This window comes from Herbiconiux aconitum (genome assembly GCF_024979235.1).
In the GTDB taxonomy this organism is placed as follows: Bacteria; Actinomycetota; Actinomycetes; order Actinomycetales; family Microbacteriaceae; genus Herbiconiux; species Herbiconiux aconitum.
Map to the genome: position 1 here is coordinate 604,254 of NZ_JANLCM010000002.1, position 16,127 is coordinate 620,380.

Annotated in this window: 17 protein-coding genes; 8 read left to right on the plus strand and 9 right to left on the minus strand. The window is 69.3% G+C overall.

Annotation, left to right across the window (positions count from 1 at the left end; translation table 11 throughout):
* Positions 1–22: 22 nt before the first annotated feature.
* The 4 genes from N1027_RS14365 to N1027_RS14380 are packed head-to-tail and all read right to left on the minus strand — an operon-like array spanning position 23 to position 3,672.
* Positions 23–1,369 (minus strand): M20/M25/M40 family metallo-hydrolase, encoded by a 1,347-nt coding sequence (locus N1027_RS14365; RefSeq protein ID WP_259508818.1) that lies wholly within the window; start codon positions 1,367–1,369, stop codon positions 23–25.
* Positions 1,366–2,331, minus strand: a complete 966-nt coding sequence (locus tag N1027_RS14370; protein ID WP_259508819.1) for a carbohydrate kinase family protein — start codon at positions 2,329–2,331, stop codon at positions 1,366–1,368. The genes N1027_RS14365 and N1027_RS14370 overlap by 4 nt, the downstream gene beginning before the upstream one ends.
* A complete protein-coding gene (locus N1027_RS14375; protein WP_259508820.1) occupies positions 2,324–3,259 on the minus strand; it encodes a pseudouridine-5'-phosphate glycosidase in 936 nt (311 codons plus the stop codon). The genes N1027_RS14370 and N1027_RS14375 overlap by 8 nt, the downstream gene beginning before the upstream one ends.
* 14 nt (positions 3,260–3,273) lie before the next feature.
* Positions 3,274–3,672 carry a hypothetical protein gene (locus N1027_RS14380; RefSeq protein ID WP_259508821.1) on the minus strand — a complete coding sequence of 133 codons (399 nt, stop codon included), beginning with the start codon at positions 3,670–3,672 and terminating at the stop codon, positions 3,274–3,276.
* Positions 3,673–3,711: 39 nt separating this feature from the next.
* On the opposite strand from N1027_RS14380, the gene N1027_RS14385 reads away from it, so the two are divergent.
* The 7 genes from N1027_RS14385 (at position 3,712) to N1027_RS14415 (ending at position 10,356) form a co-directional block, all read left to right on the plus strand.
* Complete coding sequence (locus tag N1027_RS14385) at positions 3,712–4,050, plus strand: DUF6804 family protein (protein WP_259508822.1); 339 nt, start codon at positions 3,712–3,714, stop codon at positions 4,048–4,050.
* 179 nt (positions 4,051–4,229) lie between these two features.
* Complete coding sequence (locus tag N1027_RS14390; protein ID WP_259508823.1) at positions 4,230–6,344, plus strand: DEAD/DEAH box helicase; 2,115 nt, start codon at positions 4,230–4,232, stop codon at positions 6,342–6,344.
* A 114-nt stretch (positions 6,345–6,458) separates the two neighbouring features.
* Entirely contained in the window at positions 6,459–7,043 is a 585-nt protein-coding gene (locus N1027_RS14395) for a hypothetical protein (protein WP_259508824.1), read from the plus strand.
* A 10-nt stretch (positions 7,044–7,053) separates the two neighbouring features.
* Positions 7,054–7,620, plus strand: a complete 567-nt coding sequence (locus N1027_RS14400; protein ID WP_259508825.1) for an RNA polymerase sigma factor — start codon at positions 7,054–7,056, stop codon at positions 7,618–7,620.
* 1 nt (position 7,621) lies between these two features.
* Positions 7,622–8,368 (plus strand): hypothetical protein, encoded by a 747-nt coding sequence (locus N1027_RS14405; RefSeq protein ID WP_259508826.1) that lies wholly within the window; start codon positions 7,622–7,624, stop codon positions 8,366–8,368.
* Positions 8,365–9,015 carry a DUF6518 family protein gene (locus N1027_RS14410; RefSeq protein ID WP_259508827.1) on the plus strand — a complete coding sequence of 217 codons (651 nt, stop codon included), beginning with the start codon at positions 8,365–8,367 and terminating at the stop codon, positions 9,013–9,015. Before N1027_RS14405 ends, N1027_RS14410 begins: the two co-directional genes overlap by 4 nt.
* Positions 9,016–9,210: 195 nt before the next feature.
* Positions 9,211–10,356 carry a hypothetical protein gene (locus N1027_RS14415; RefSeq protein WP_259508828.1) on the plus strand — a complete coding sequence of 382 codons (1,146 nt, stop codon included), beginning with the start codon at positions 9,211–9,213 and terminating at the stop codon, positions 10,354–10,356.
* Between the two features lie 42 nt (positions 10,357–10,398).
* Here the strand turns inward: N1027_RS14415 and N1027_RS14420 are convergent, their stop codons facing one another.
* Together N1027_RS14420 and N1027_RS14425 are read right to left on the minus strand one after the other, a co-directional pair.
* The gene (locus N1027_RS14420) at positions 10,399–12,042 is read right to left on the minus strand and encodes an ABC-F family ATP-binding cassette domain-containing protein (protein WP_259508829.1); all 1,644 of its coding nucleotides are present in this window, start codon (positions 12,040–12,042) and stop codon (positions 10,399–10,401) included.
* Between the two features lie 214 nt (positions 12,043–12,256).
* Positions 12,257–13,222: a hypothetical protein gene (locus N1027_RS14425; RefSeq protein ID WP_259508830.1), complete on the minus strand. Its 966-nt coding sequence runs from the start codon at positions 13,220–13,222 to the stop codon at positions 12,257–12,259.
* Positions 13,223–13,357: 135 nt separating this feature from the next.
* On the opposite strand from N1027_RS14425, the gene N1027_RS14430 reads away from it, so the two are divergent.
* Positions 13,358–14,221 carry an NmrA family NAD(P)-binding protein gene (locus tag N1027_RS14430; protein ID WP_259508831.1) on the plus strand — a complete coding sequence of 288 codons (864 nt, stop codon included), beginning with the start codon at positions 13,358–13,360 and terminating at the stop codon, positions 14,219–14,221.
* Between the two features lie 12 nt (positions 14,222–14,233).
* On the opposite strand, the gene N1027_RS14435 is transcribed toward N1027_RS14430, so the two are convergent.
* From N1027_RS14435 to N1027_RS14445, 3 genes are all read right to left on the minus strand, one after another.
* Positions 14,234–14,662: a VOC family protein gene (locus N1027_RS14435; RefSeq protein ID WP_259508832.1), complete on the minus strand. Its 429-nt coding sequence runs from the start codon at positions 14,660–14,662 to the stop codon at positions 14,234–14,236.
* 30 nt (positions 14,663–14,692) lie between these two features.
* Positions 14,693–15,625 (minus strand): formylglycine-generating enzyme family protein, encoded by a 933-nt coding sequence (locus tag N1027_RS14440; protein WP_504923086.1) that lies wholly within the window; start codon positions 15,623–15,625, stop codon positions 14,693–14,695.
* 82 nt (positions 15,626–15,707) lie between these two features.
* Positions 15,708–16,103, minus strand: coding sequence for an arsenate-mycothiol transferase ArsC (locus N1027_RS14445; protein WP_259508833.1), 396 nt, complete (start codon positions 16,101–16,103; stop codon positions 15,708–15,710).
* Between the last annotated feature and the right edge of the window lie 24 nt (positions 16,104–16,127).

Sequence of the window (16,127 nt, forward strand, 5' to 3'; positions counted from 1 at the left end):
CCGACGTCACCGCCGGGTGCGCTCAGAGGCGGGCGATCAGGCCGTCGTAGAAGCGGATGCCGGTGAAGAATGTCTGCACGTGCATCCGCTCGTTCTTCGCATGCAACGTGCCGCGCTCGTCGGCCGACATCTCGAAGGGGCTGAACCGGTAGACCGTACGGCTGACCCGGGAGAACTGGCGGGAGTCGGTGGCACCGGTCTGCACGTACGGCGTGACGACCGCCGTGGGGTAGGCCGCGGTGATCGACTCCGCGAGCAGATTCCAGACCGGACCCTCCATCAGCGAGACCGGGGCGGGGTCGTTGGCGCTCACGATCTCGACCCGCACCAGGGGGTCGGCGATGGCGCGTTCGAGATGACGGCGGGTCTCGCCGACCGTCGAGCCGATCGCGATCCGCACATTCAGCACGGCCTGCGCCCGCTCGGCCAGAGCATTCGCGGCGAGGCCGGCGGAGAGCTGCGTGACCGCAACGGTGGTGCGCACGATGGCGGCGGTCTCGTCGCTCATCCGCAGGAAGACGGCGACCAGGAGCGGCCGGAACACGCGCACGTTGGTGAAGACGAATTTGAGCGGATGGCGGCCGTGCGCGCCGACAGAGGCGATCATCCGTTCGGTCACGTCGTTCATCCGCGCCCGGAACGGCCGGTCGGTCAGCCGCACGATCGCGCGAGCGAGCCGCGCGGTCGCCGTCAGTCGCGGCGGCGTCGACGCGTGCCCGCCCTGCTGCTCCACGGTGAGGGTGAAGCTCGTGGTGCCTTTCTCGCTCACGCCCACGACCGCGATCGGCACGTCGACGGTGGGGAAGAGACGGTCGACGACGGCGCCGCCCTCGTCGAGCACGAAGCCCACCGTCACCCCGCGCTCCTGCAGCAGCGCGACCACCGCCTCGGCGCCGGTGCCCGCGGTCTCCTCGTCGTGTCCGAACAGCAGGTAGAGGTCGTACTGCGGGGTGAAGCCGGCAGCGGCGGCGGACTCCGCGGCCTCGAGGATGGTGGTGGCCGACCCCTTGTTGTCGAGCGTGCCTCGCCCCCAGAGCACGCGATCGGCGCCGCTCCCGGTGACCTCGGCGGCGAACGGCGGATGCGTCCAGCCCTCGTCGGTCGCGGGCACCACGTCGTAGTGCGCCATGAGAACGGATGCCGGCCCGGGCTCCCGGCCCGCCCACCGGTAGAGCAGGGTGTGCCCGGCGACGACCTCTCGGTCGAGCACGCGATGGATCGCGGGGTAGAGGCGCTCGAGAGTGTCTGCGAAGGCCTCGAACGGCGACCAGTCCGGGGCGGCTGAATCCAGGGGCGAGACGGTGCGGATGCGGATCAGCTCGCGCAGCCGGGAGAGGGCCGCTTCGTTTCGGGAGTCGTCGCGGGTCACGGGATCCTCTCGGAAAGCGGCGGCCGGGCGCCGAGCTGGGTGACGGCCACCGCCGCGCACGCGACGCCTGCCTGCGCGGCCGCCTCGAGCCGCGCGGCATCCATGGCGTCGGCCGTGACCGGTCCGGAGCGCAGCAGCGAGTGCACGAAACCGGCTCCGAATGCGTCTCCGGCGCCGGTGGTGTCGACGGGCGTGACCGGCACCGCCGCCACGCGCACCCGCACTGAGCTGTCAGAGCCGCGGCTCGCGACGAGGGCGCCGGCACGGCCGAGGGTCAGCGCCAGGATCTCGTGCCGCTCGAGCAGAGCGGTCACCACCTCGTCGGGGTCGTCGGCGCCGGTGAGCGCGCGCCCCTCGTCGAGGTTCGGCAGCACGACGGTCGCGCCGGCGGTGGCGGCGAGGAGGCCTTCGGCGCCGTGTTCGGCGATGAAGCCCGCCGATCCGGGGTTCACCGACACCGAGAGGCCCGCGGCGCGCGCCTCCTGCACCAGTGCGGCGAAGGTGGTGACCGCATCCGGTGTTCCGTCGCTGAAGACGGAGTACCCGGTGAAGTGGAGGTGACCACCCGGCCGGAACAGCGCGCGATCGACGTCGGCCGGTGAGGTGAGCGCGTTCGCACCGCGCTCGGTGAGCATGGTGCGGGTGCGATCGGATTGCAGGATGACGACGATCGCGCCGGTGGGCAGTTCGACGCCGGTGAGGTGCGGGGTGACGCCGTGCTGCTGCAGCAGCAGCTCGTGGCGGCCGACGTCGGTTGCGTTCACGTGCCCGGTGAAATCGACCCGACCGCCGAGGTGCCCGAACCAGGCCGCGGCATTCGCCGCCGATCCGCCGGCGTGCCGCTCGATGCGGGCCGAGGTGTCGGTATCGGGCCGGATGTCGCCCGAGGGAGTCACGATCACGTCGTCGATCACGTCGCCGAAGACGACGACGTGCGGGGCTCCGCGGTCGTGGTCAGTCATCCACGGAGGCGTTCAGAGCGCTCCAGGCGATCGCGATCTCGGCAGCGAGCCGCACGTTGTTGCGGGCGATGTCGAGGTTCACTTCGAGACTCCTGCCGCCGGACGCGTCGACGATGAAGCCGAGCAGGAACGGCGTGACCGCCTTGCCCGTGATCCCGGCTGCGTCGGCGGCGGCGAAGGCGGCCGCCAGCGCGCTGTCGTGCTCGGTCGGGTCCCATTGCAACTCGTCGGGGATCGGATTCGCCACCACGATGCCCTGCCCGTGGCCCAATTCGTCTTGGCCGCGCATCACCCGGGCGATCTCGGCGGCGTCGTCGACCTGCCAGTCGAGCGTGTGGCCCGAGGCACGAAGCCAGAAGCTCGGGAAGTCGGTGGTGCGGTAGCCCACCACCGGCACACTGAGCGTCTCGAGCCGTTCGAGGGTGGCCGGGATGTCGAGCACCGACTTGACGCCCGCCGACACCACGGTCACACCGGCGAGTGCCAGCGAGCTGAGATCGGCCGATTCGTCGAACGACTCGGATGCGCCGCGATGCACGCCGCCGAGACCACCGGTGGCGAACACTCGCACTCCGGCTCGCCCCGCGAGGTACGCCGTGGCGGCGACGGTGGTCGCTCCGCTGGCGCCCTTGGCGGCGAGGATCGGCAGGTCGCGCACGCTGGCCTTCGCCATGTCGTCGCCCGCGATGCGACGCACTCCCTCGTCGTCGAGCCCGATGCGCGGCACTCCGTCGAGCACGGCGACGGTGGCGGGAACGACCCCGGCCTCGCGCAGGATCTGCTCGAACTCCTGGGCGGCCTCCAGGTTGCGGGGCCGGGGGAGTCCGTGCGAGATGATCGTCGACTCGAGGGCCACAACGGGCCGCCCGTCGTCGAGCGCCTCGGCCACCTCGGGGGAGACCTCGAAGGGATGCACGGTGCGACTCATCGACCGGCCCGTGCTCAGTGGAGCCGGGCCTTCAGCGCGGCGACCGGGTCGGCCGCGGTGAGAACCCCGGGGCCGAAGCGCAGCATCGTGATGGTGTGGGAGACCGGCCCGGCACCGGCGCTGAGGCGCGTGGCGACCGTTGCGCGTTCCCAGATCAGGATGGCCTCCTGGGCCAGCTGCACGGTGAGACCGAGTGGCTGGGTGTTGCCGGAGCGCACATCCGGGAGCGAATAGCCGCCCAGGGCAGCGAGCGTCGCGTAGACCTCGGAGACCTCCTTCTGCGGCAGCGGCACGGCGCCCTGACCGGCGAAGACGGCGAGGAACAGACGGGCGGCGAGCTCTTCGGGATCCGCCGTCCACAGCCCCTCGGGACCAGCGAACTGAGGACCTGATGCAGCCGAGGGAAGTGTCATGACTTCACCATATCGACCGCCGCGTAGGATTGGCGAGACATGAGCAATCGATACGCCACCCCGGCATTCACCCGCCCGGCACTCGCTCCAGGAATCCTCGGTGCGATCGCGCTCCTGGCCTTCATCGCCGTCGTGGGGGACTCCGGCTGGTTCACCATCGCGCGCTACGTCGTGAGCATCCTCGCCCTCATCATGTGCGTGTTCGCCTGGCAGGCGAAACAATGGTGGTGGCTTCCGCCGCTCGCCGCGGTGGCTGTGTTGTGGAATCCGGTGCTGCCGATCGACCTGCCCGTGTTGGCCTGGCAGATCGCCCACATCCTCGGCGCTGCGCTCTTCGTGGCGAGTGGCCTGTTTATCAAGGTCCATCGCGTAGACTGAGAGGGCAACGGGGAATCCCGCTCTTCGTGCCGACCGCGACTCATGTCGCGTTGCTCGGCCCAGGCCTCCGTTTCGTATTGCCCGCAAGTCTGAAGCGGCACCGCTCCGGTGCCGGCCGATCGACTGGCCGCGTGGTCTCCGGCGAAGACGAGGCCCCGCCCTTACTCCACAGGAGAACGATGTCAAGGTCCGGCACCCGCCGAACACGCAGTGCAGACAACACTGGTCTCATTCCGATCCTCGCCCGCAAGGTGCGCGAGGTCGAAGCCGCAGCGCAGCGGGGCAAGGTCGCTCCGGCGAACCGCACGAAGTTCCTCGTGGTGGCGCTGCTGATGCGCGAGGAGCGAGCCACGATCAAGACGGATGCCGCGTTGAGCGACTCTGAGCGCGCCGAGCAGTTGAAGCGGCTCGACGGCATCGCCTCGATCCTCGCCCGCACCGCTGCCCGCGACACTTCGCTGATCGCGCTGCTCGAGAACGATGCTGCCCTCTCTCCCGCGGCGAAGAAGCTCCGCCGCGAATACCTCGAAGACGCCGGCTACGACGTTCCCGAGGAAGAGCCCGAGGCTCCCCGCCCGGTGGCCACCGTCGTGCCGCCCGAGCTCGCCGAGCGCCAGGTGGTGCCGGTCTCGGTGAAGTCGCGGCAGCTGGCCAACCCGTTCATGGCACCCGACCTCACTCCCTCGAAGCCGCACGGTGTCGGCCGCCTCTCGAACTGGGAACTGCTCGGACCGCTGTACCGCGCGTTCGAATACGGAGCCGGCGGCCAGGCGGCCAGCATGGAACTGCCCGAGGCCCCCACGATCGACCGCCTCTCACCCCCTGGGCGTGAGCTGATGGTGCACCAGTCGCGCTTCCTTCAGAGCGTGCAGGCCGGGCACCGCACCTTCCTGCTGGCCGACGAGCCCGGTCTCGGAAAGACGGCGCAGTCGCTCTTGGCCGCATCCGTCGCCGACGCCTATCCGCTGCTCGCCGTGGTGCCGAACGTCGTGAAGATGAACTGGGCGCGCGAGGTCGAGATCTGGACCCCGCACCGCCGCGCCACCGTCGTGCACGGTGACGGCGACACCCTCGACGCCTTCGCCGACGTCGTGATCGTCAACTACGAGGTGCTCGACCGCCACCTCTCCTGGCTCGGCACGCTCGGCTTCCGCGGCATGGTGGTCGACGAGGCGCACTTCATCAAGAACATGTCGTCGTTGCGCTCGCGCAACGTGCTCGCGCTGGCCGACCGCATCCGCCGCACCGCTCCCGGCGGCAACCCGTTGATGATGGCGCTCACCGGAACGCCGCTGATCAACGACGTCGACGACTTCCGGGCCATCTGGCAGTTCCTCGGCTGGATCGACGGCACGAAGCCGACCCCTGTGCTCATGGAACGCCTCGAAGAGGTGGGCCTGACGCCCGCCGACACCGGATTCTTCACCGAAGCCCGCGAAGCCGTGATCGACATGGGCATCGTGCGGCGCCGCAAGATCGACGTGGCCGCCGACCTGCCCTCGAAGCGCATCGTCGACCTGCCGGTGGAACTTGACGACGACCTCGGGCGAACCATCCGCGAGGCCGAGCGTGAGCTCGCCGCCCGCCTGGTCACCCGGTACCGCCGCCTCATCGCCGCGCGCGCCAATGCCCGGGGCGACGACGTCGACGACATCCCCGACGACGACCTGATGCGGCTGGTTGCCCGTCAGGAGCTGGAAGACACGCAGGCCACCGAACAGGGTCTCAACGTCTTCACCATGGTGCGTCAGATCGGAACGGCCAAGGCCGGACTCGCGGCCGACTACGCCGCGCAACTGGCGCGGTCGGTGGGCAAGGTGGTGTTCTTCGCCAAGCACATCGACGTGATGGATGCCGCGGAGGAGCTGTTCGCGAAGCGCGAGCTCAAGACGGTCTCGATCCGCGGCGACCAGTCGGCGACTCTGCGGCAGCGCCAGATCGACGCGTTCAACGACGACCCCGAGGTCTCGGTGGCGGTCTGCTCGCTCACGGCCGCCGGCGTGGGGCTGAACCTCCAGGCTGCGTCGAACGTGGTGCTCGCGGAGCTGTCCTGGACCGCCGCCGAGCAGACGCAGGCCATCGACCGGGTGCACCGCATCGGTCAGGAGGAGCCGGTGACGGCGTGGCGGATCATCGCTGCGCAGACCATCGACACCCGCATCGCCGAGCTGATCGACTCGAAGCAGGGGCTCGCGGCGCGCGCCCTCGACGGGTCGGACGAAGAGATCGGTTCGTCGGACAGCGTGCAGCTGGATGCGTTGGTGGGCCTGCTACGTTCGGCGCTCGAAGCGTAGAGCGGCGCTCCCGATCGCGGCAGGGGGAATCGGGGTGTGACACTCCGCTTCGTCGCGGACATGTCTGTTGTGTCGGTCACCGTAGCAGGTGACCGGCTCGACGAAAGGCACCCCATGCATTCCCTCCGCCACGCCCTCCTGCCCGCAGCGGCCCTCACCCTCACCGGTGGACTCCTCTTCGGCATCACCGGCTGCGCCCCCACGCCGACCTCCGCCCCGCCCCGGCCGTCGGCCATGAGCTCGATCATCACGGTCGGCTCCACGACCGACGACGGCACGATCATCCTCGCCACCACCTCGGTGGGCGACAACACCTTCGTGCTCGGTCAGAACGGGTCGGCCATCCGCTTCGGCGCCTCGTTCCACGGCACCGACCCGAACCAGAACTGGGAGACCTTCGGCGACCCGGTCGCTGTTGCGGCCGACGATCTCACCGTGGTGAACCCGGGCAATTTTCCGGACGCCGCTCCCGGCGGGCTCGCGACCGTGACGGGGCAACTCGGATCGGACGTCACCGCCCTCGACATCGTCACCCACGCCGGCGACACCGTTGAGGCATCCGTCAGCAGCGGCTACTACGTTGCCGCCTGGGAGGGACGTGATTTCGACGACCGCGACACCCTCGATGCCACCTTCGTGCTGCATCTGGTCGACGGCTCCACCTCCACCGTGAGCTACGCCGACGCGACCGAGGAATGACGACCACCCGGTGAGGTGCACCCTGAACACCGACCACGAGAAGCCCGGTGAGGCGATCACGAACGAGGATCGCCTCACCGGCCTGCACTGTGCCCATTACGCCGATCTCGTGCGGTATTTCTTCCGCCGCGGAATGCACTCCGACGCCGACGAACTCGCCGCCGAGGTGTTCGTGATCGCCTGGCAGAAGCTCCCGGCCGACATCGAGAACCCGCGCCCGTGGCTGTTCGGCGTCGCCCGCAAGGTGCTCGGCAATGCACGACGCACGCGGGAGCGCAAACGGTCTCTCGATGTGCCGATCGACCCGGATGCCGGCGACGCCGACGTGCCCCGCGTCTCCACCCACTCCGGCGCGATCGCCTTGCGCGTCGACCTTCAGCGGGCCTGGAACCGGCTCGCCGAGAGCGATCAGGAGATCCTCGCGCTCACCGCCTGGGAGGGTCTGACCGCCGCCGAAGCGGCCCACGTTCTCGGCCTGCGGCGCTCGGGCGCCGCGATGCGGCTCTCCCGGGCACGCGAGCGGCTCCGGCTGCTCCTTTCTCCGACTCCGACTCCGACTTCGACTGAGCAGGTGTGACATGAACGACGAATTCCCGGAGCGGGAGCTGCTCCGCACGATCGATCCCGCCCCACGTGCCGTGTCCGACGGCGATCGCCTCCGCAATCTGAACGAGGTGCTCCGTCGTGTGGAGGACGCACGAGCCCGGCCACCGCGTCGGCCCGGCCCGCTGCTCCGTGGCGCCTTCTGGTTGCGCATCGCCGTGCCCGTGGGGTTGGCCGCGGCCGCGGCTGCGGTGGTGGTTCCCCTCGCGTTCCCGGAGGGCGGCGGCGCCCCGGGGATCGGGGTGGTGCAGTCGGCTGCGATCCGGGTGGGCACCACCACCGACGCCGGCGTGCGCATCCTCGCGAACACCACCGTGGGAAGCGCACAGTTCCTGCTCGGTCGCCGGGGTGACGACATCCGTTCCGGAGCGTCGTTTCGGGGAAGTGATCCCGACGACAACTGGGAGACCTTCGGGGCGCCCCGCGAGGTGGCTTCCGACGACTTCACCCTGGTCAATCCGGGCAATTTCCCGGATGCCGCCCCGGGAGGAATCGCCACCGTCACCGGTCAGGTGGGCGCAGACGTCACGGGTCTCGACATCCGCACCCATGCGGGTGACGTCGTGGCCGCGACGATCGTCGACGGGTACTACATCGCCGCCTGGGAGGGTCGCGACTTCGATGGAGTGGACACGCTCGACGCGGAGTTCCTCCTCCATCTCGCCGACGGCAGCACCACCAGGGTGCCCTACGCACAGGCTTCAGAGGAGGGCGCGCGATGACGGCGACGGCTGACCCGCAGACGATCCCGGGCTCGACGGCGGTTCGGTCGTGGCGGTGGGTGGCGGCAGGTCTCGTCATCGCCGCCGTGGGCGGCCTCCTGGCGGGCGGCCTCACGAGTTTCGGCCAGACCGTGCTGCCCGATCCGCTCCGCCCGTTCGCGAACTCGGCGGGCGGCTGGTCGATGATCGCTTTCGCACTCGTCTGGTTGGGCCGGGCGAGGCCGCTGCTGGCAGCAGTACTGGGCATCGTCGCCTTCGAGGCACTGGTCGAGGGCTACGCCCTGGTATCGCTCTGGCGAGGCTACTTCTACGAGGCTCCGTTCAGCGGCATCTTCTCGCTGATCGGCCTGGTCTGTGGCCCGGTACTCGGGGTCGCCGCTTCGCTCGCCCGTCACGGCTCGGCCCGCTGGGCGACGCTCGGGGTGACGCCCCTGGTCGCCGTGCTGTGGGGCGAAGCGGTGTACGCACTCATCAACGTCGCCGAACACACCGGCGCCACGTATTGGCTCATCCAGGCGGGTCTCGGAGTGCTGTTCCTCGTGATCGCCGTGCTGAGGCGTCGGCCGCGACCCCTGGTCGCCGTGCTGGCTGCGGCGGTGTCGGCCGCAGGAGCCGGCGTCTTCGTCGTGCTCTACTCGCTGCTCTGACCGGGCGAGTGGAGTCGCGCATCCGGCGCCGTCCTCGCTGCCGGAGCGTATACACGCTTCCGCGTGCGTTGGCCACGGGTGATGTGCGATCACACCTTCCGATACGGTGTAACCACAACGGGGGATCTGCGCTGGCTTTGTCGCGCCCATCTGGGCGTCGGTGGGCACGGGCTCTCACGAGAGCGAGGACGATCGATGACGCATCATTCAGCCGACAGCGGAGCACCGAGCAACGAGGCGACCGCACCGACCACGCCGACCGCGAGGGGCGGTGTGCTTCCCGCCGGAAGGCTCTCGCGCCGAACCGTCCTGGCAGCCGCGGCGTGGACGACTCCCGTGATGGTGATCTCGGTCGCCGCGCCGGCAGCCGCCGCGAGCGGCGAGGGGTTCGACCTCACCTTCGACTCCTACCAGGCCGGAGACAGCCTGACGGTCTACAGCGCCGACTTCAGTCGCCGATGGGAGGCCGGCGTGCCGATCGGAACCGTCGTGAGTAACCACGGCACGATCGCCTCCCCACCGGGCGCGACGCTGACCGTGAGTTGCGACTCGCGCATCTTCCAATTCACCGGCATGCGCGGAGATTTCGGCGGCGGCTCAGGCTCTGACCCCCTTACCATCCTGTCGAACACCACGTCGGATAATCGTTCGACCATCACCGGGGTGATCCCGTACGCCATCCCCGCCGGCACCGATTCGTTCACCGGTTTCCGGGTGGCGATGGAGTTCGACACGATCGCGGTCTACCCGAACGACGCCGTGCAGCCGATCCTGAACACGACCTGGGTCATCGGGTCACCCGCGGGCGACCTCGACACCACCAACGATGCGGTGAGCTACCCCGCATACACGGATGTCGCGCCGGGCGCAGCCTGGGGCGTGCTCGTCGATGCCGTCTGGGAGCGGGTCGACTTCGCCGGGGGAACCGGATACAACCATCGGGCCACGAGCGCCACGATGACCTCGACCGGCCCGAACCCGGCCGTCGCCGGTGCGGAGATCCAGATCCTCACCGACCAGCGGGTCAGCACCGCGATCTCGGTCGATGACATCCAGCTGAACGGGCAGCCGGCCGGCGGAGCGATCGTGTTCGATCGCGACGACACCTGGTTCGGCCAGCAGATCTACAAGTACTACAAGACCACGGTCGATCTCGTCGAAGGGGATGTCGTCACCTTCTCGCTGAGCTACACCGACGGCAATCCCACGACGGTTCCCGACAACCTCAGCGGATCGCAGGTGAACTTCAACGGCATCGTGCTGAACGACGTCAACCGCCGGGCCACGAACCGCGGCTTTGCGAGCAACACCGACCGAACCGGTTTCGAAGCGACACCCTGAGCGAGCGGGTCCCGGCTGGGCTGACAGCCGGGACCTGGATGCTCAGGGCAGCTCGCTGCGCCGGCGCAGACCGCCGTTCTGGTCGAGCTCGATCACCGTGTCGATGCCCAGGCGTCGGAGGAACGCGTGGTCGTGGCTCACCACCAGCACCGCACCCCGGTAGGCGTCCAACGCCTCGGCGAGCTGCGCGACGCTCGCGATGTCGAGATTGTTCGTGGGCTCGTCGAGGATGAGCAGCTGAGCGGGCGGGTCGGCCAGGAACAGCTTGGCGAGGCTGACCCGGAATCGTTCGCCGCCCGACAGCGAGCCGACCGGCCGGTCGACGGCCGCGCCACGGATCAGCAGGCGCGCCAACTGGTTGCGGATGTCGCCGGGTGCCGACTTCGGGGCAGCCTCCCGCACGTTCTCCAGGGCCGAGCGCGCGTCGTCGAGGCCGTCGAGCCGCTGCGGCAAGTAGCCGAACCGCTCGGTGGCCAGGGTTCCGGTGACCCGGCCATGCGCGGCCAGGGCCTCGAGTGCTCCGTCGGTGCGGGCGTGCGCTGATGCACCGCCGCCGACCAGCTGCTCGAGCAACGTCGTCTTCCCCGCGCCGTTCGGCCCGATGACCGCCACACGCTCCGGCCCTTGGATGATGATCGTGTGCTCGCCGTCGGTCAACTCCGCCACACGGCGCCCGCGTGGCACGTCCGGATCGGGCAGGGTGAGGTGGATGTGCTCCTCGTCGCGCACCCGGCTGGCGGCCGCATCGACCGCGGCCTGCGCCGACTGCACCTTGTCGTCGAGGGTGGACCGCATCGACCCGGCCGAGGCCTGCGCTCTGCTGGCCCGGGCGCCGGCGAGGATCTTCGGGATGCCGCCGCTCGCCTGCGTCTGCTTCGCGGTACGTGCCCGTTGGGCCAGCTTCGACTCGGCCTCCAGACGCGTCTTCTTCTCGACCTTCAACGTCTGCTGAGCGCTCTTCGCGGCTTGGGCGGCAGCGGCCTGCTCCTGCTCGAGATGCTCGGTGAACTGGCTGTAGGGCCCGCCGAACACGTCGAGCCGGCCGGAGTACAGCTCCGCCGTGGCATCCATGTGTTCGAGCAATTCGAGGTCGTGACTCACGACGACGAGGGTGCCCGACCAGGTGTCGACGAAGGCGGCGAGTTTGGCGCGGGTGTCGCGGTCGAGGTTGTTCGTGGGTTCGTCGAGGAGGGTGATCGGTGTGTGACGGATGCGCAGACCGGTGATGGCGATCAGCATCGCCTCCCCGCCCGAGACCTCACCGACGCTCCGACCGAGGTCGGCAGCCGAGAAGCCGATCTCGTGCAGGGCCTCATCGGCCCGGGACTCGATGTCCCAGTCGTCGCCCACCACGTCGAAGTGCCGCACGTCGACGTCGCCGCCCTCGATCGCCTTCAGCGACGACAACACCTCGTCGATCCCGAGAAGCGAGGCGACGGTGGCGTGCTGACCGAGCGTGAGCGTCTGAGGAAGGTAGCCGACGCCGCCGACGGTGTCGATACGCCCGGACGTCGGGGTGAGGATGCCCGCGACCAGACGCAGCAGTGTCGACTTGCCGGCGCCGTTCTGGCCGACGAGGCCCGTGCGGCCGGTCGTGAGGGTGCCGTTCAGGCCCTGCAAGGCGGGCGTGCCGTCGGGCCAACTGAACGAGAGGTTGTGAAAGGTGATGGCGGATTGCGTGGACATGATGAGATCGCCGAATTCTGCCCGTCATCGGGCCGAGAAGGAACAGGGAACAGAGCTGTGCCGTCGCATCGGTGGAGCCACCGTGCGTCGGTGGCTACGCTCTGTCGACCTCGATATCCATGCCCACCATCATAAGTCACCGCTCCGGATTCTTTCCGGTCACCCTCGCGCACCCCGACCAGCTCGCCGAGGTCGTCGCCTGATCACCGTGCCGTCAGACGCGTTGGTCGCGCTCGAAGAGCCAGAGGTTCCAGTCGGCGAACTCGTCGACGGTCATCAGTTCCGCGTCGTCGACGAGGGTCACGAAGGCCGCGACGTCCAATCGACCGCCGCTCACCTCGATGCGGGAGCCGTCGCGGATGCGCACGACGGATCTCTCGCCGAAGGCCTCCAGCAACCACGTGTCGTCGTCGATCTGCTCGCAGGAGTTCGAGGGGGAGCCGCCGGCGTCAGGATTGAGGATCCAGCCGCAGACCTCACTCGGGATGCTCTGCCCCGCGATGAGTGGCGACGTGCTGATGGTGATGTCGTCGTCACCGACCTGGTAGTCGTCGCGCACCGGCTCGTCGGGATCGCGAGCGATCCTGACCTCGGTGCGGTAGTCGGTCGGGAGCACGATCTGCACGCTGTAGCCCGCCACCGCATACGGTCTCGTGAACAGCTCGTTGCGCCGGGCGATCTCGGCCGCATCGTCGGCCGTTCGCTGCTCGCTCTGCTGCACCTGTGCGTTCGCGAAAGGGATCGAGACCACCGCCACCTGAGCGACGACGGCGAGGATGCCGACCACCCGTGCGAGTCGAGGCAGCACGATCAGACTGGTCACCCCGGCAGCGATGCCGAGCGTGAGAGGCAGCATCGGAACTCCTCCGAGGAGAGAGACCGCTGCTTCGGAGACGCTGACGGTCACCCCGAACGCAACGAGGGTCGCCGCGAGGAGGATGTTCCACGCGATGCTGGCACGACCGGTGGTCGCTCGGGTGATCGCGGCGATCACGACCACGTAGAGCACCGGAATGGCCACCACCACGACGATCAGAACTGCGACGTCGGAAAAGGCCCCGACCAGAAGGCCCCAGACAGCGATCTGCGCCCAGAGGGCGGTCACGATTCCGATGATCAGCGGGTGCAGGTATCGCAGGGCCGGGGCGGGGGCTTTCGCCTCCGCGATCTTCACATCCACTCGAGCCCCCGTCGATCAACGATGAACCGACTGTACGAGCACACCCATGCCCGCGGCGGAATGTGCCGCCGTCCCAGCGTGTCCGGACCGCGCGGGGCGAGAATGGCGGGGGGCACCGCAGAAGAGGAGATCGCAATGCACATAGTCACCGTGGGAGGCACCGGAACCACCGGGGTGCCCCTGGTCAACGACCTGCTCGGCGCCGGGGTGCACGTGAAAGTGCTGACCCGGGATGCCGCCCGTGCTCGCGAGGTGCTCCACGACTCCGACCTGCTGACGCTCGCCACCCCCGACTTCGCCGACGCCGAAGCCGTGGCGGGGGAGATGCGGGGCGCCGACGCCGCATTCGTCGCGATGCTCGCTCTGGGGCCCGACGGCGAGACCTCGAGGCGGGTTCTGACCGCCGCACACGAGGCCGGTGTGCCGTATGTGCTCCGCATCTCGGTGCTCAGCGCGTCACCGACATCACTCGCCCTCAACCAGCGAAGCCACGCCGCGATCGACGAGTTCGCCGCCTCACTCGCCTTCGCCTACACGGCCCTCCGCCCGGCCTTGTTCATGACATCCGTTCTCGCCGTCGCCGCCGACATCAGGGCGACCGGCTCCTGGTCGCAATCGGCGACGACCGGCCGCAACCCCCTCGTCGACCCGCTCGACGTGTCGCTGGTGGCAGCCCGGATCCTCCGGAGACCCGAGCTCCGAGACCCCGTCATCGAGGTCACCGGGCCGCAGATCCTCTCCTGGCCGGATGTCGCGGAGATCCTGACGGGGGTGCTCGGAAAGCCCGTGTCGTACGTGCCGATTCCCGAAGACACGATGCTCTCGCGTCTGGCCGACAAAGGTGTGCCCGAGCTGATGCGAGAGGTGGCCGCCTCCCGCGACCAGGCCAACGATGCCGGCGAGAACGATCGACTCAGCTCCGCGGTGATGTCGATCCTCGGGCGGCCGCCCCGCGACCTCGGGTCGTATCTGCGCGATCACCGGAGCTCATTCCAGTGACATCGGCGCCGTTCAGGTGATTCCCGCCGCCCGTAGGAGGTCGACGCCGATCGGCCCCGGGTTGTACGCCACCTCCCAGCGGAAGCCGTCGGGGTCGGAGAAGTAGCCGGAGTATCCGCCCCACTCCCGCTCCTCGGCGCGACTGACGAGCGCTCCGGCGGCAGCTGCGGCAGCCAGCACCTGGTCGACGCCGCCTCGATCGGGCATGTTGTGCGCGAGCGTGAGGGGCGGGATGCCGGGACCGGTCTGGATCGGCCCGACTTCCGCCTCGAACTGCGATGCGCTCCACAGCGACAGCGTCACCATCGGGGCGACACGGAAGAACATCACCTCGCCCGGCGACTCGAACTCAGGCTCCCAGCCCAAGCCGTCGACGTAGAACCGACGGGTGGCCGCGACCTCCGCGACGGCGAGGGTGATGAAGGTGACACGGGCATCCATGACGACGTCTCCTCGGGGTGATGTGTTCGTTCACCGCGCGCAGCGGAAACCGATGTGGGTCATGGACGTGTCGTCCGACTGCGGCGAGCGTGCGGCGGGGCGATAGCGCAAACAGTACTCGGGCGAGCACAGATGCGAGCCGCCCTTCAGCACCCGGCGCGGCTCCTCCTCGGCGACCGGCAGCGCGAGGTCGGGTCGCAGACCGCGCTCGGGCGGCTGCGCATCCGCTGGCTGGTGCCGCGAGGTGTAGAGATCGCTGGTCCATTCCCAGACGTTGCCGGTCATGTCGAACAGCCCGAATGCGTTGGGCGGGAAGGTGCCGACCGGAGAGGTGCCGACCCAGCCGGCAGCGCCCGTGTTGAGAAAGGGGAACCGCCCTTGCCAGTGGTTCGCCCGGAGGTCGTCGGCCGAGTCGGGATCGTCGCCCCACGCGAACGCCGCACCGTCGATGCCGCCGCGAGCGGCGTACTCCCATTCCGCCTCGGTGGGGAGCCGCTTGCCCGCCCAGGTGGCGAAGGCGCTCGCATCGCGAAAGGCCACTTGAACCACCGGATGCTCGAGCCGGTCGTCGATCCGGCTGCCCGGCCCGAACGGCTCGTTCCAGCGGGCTCCCGGCACCCAGGCCCACCACTGGCGCCAATCGTGCAGATCGACGGGCCCCCGGGTCGGGGTGAACACCATCGCCCCTGGTGCTCGCTCCTCGTCGCTGAGCGTCGGAAAGACGGCGGCGTCGAGCGGTTCCTCGGCCACGGTGACGTAGCCCGTGGCTTCGACGAACTCGGCGAACTCCCGATTGGTGACCGGATGCTCGTCGAGGGCGAACGAAGCGATCGTGCGTGCGTGCACCGGGCCCTCGTCGGCGTAGAAGGCGGTGGAACCCATCCGGAAGGTGCCGCCCGGCAGGTCGATCATGGTCACGAGGGCGTTTCGGTCCAAGGGAGCTTCGCCATGAGATCCCTTCATTGTCTGATGCCGACCCTAGTGAGCCCCCAGCACCCGCCGCAACCGAAATCCGCGCACTGTCCTCGCGCGCGCCGGCCCGTGTCTAACGAGCCACGAGTGTCGACTGGATGCGCGCTGCCACTGCCTCGCGAAGGGGGCGCACAGCATCCGTGTCCCACGCCTCCGGGTTCGGGAACGACCATTCCAGCACCTCGCCGCGAGGGGTCGACGGCAGGGTGAGGCCAGGCTTCATCAGCACCACGACGTCGGCCTCCTCGAGGTCGGCGGGCGTCACGGCGCGGGGCACGTTGGCCGAGATGTCGACACCCAGTTCCGCGACTGTCGCGGCAACCGCCGGATTCACCTCATCGGCAGGCGAGAGCCCTGCTGATGTCGCGGTGAACCGGTCGCCGGCCAGGTGGTCGAGCAGCGCGGCCCCGAGCTGGGAACGACCGGCGTTGTGCTGGCAGATGAACAGAACCGTGGGTGTGGTGGTCATGAATCGCTTTCCGTGAAGGGGTGC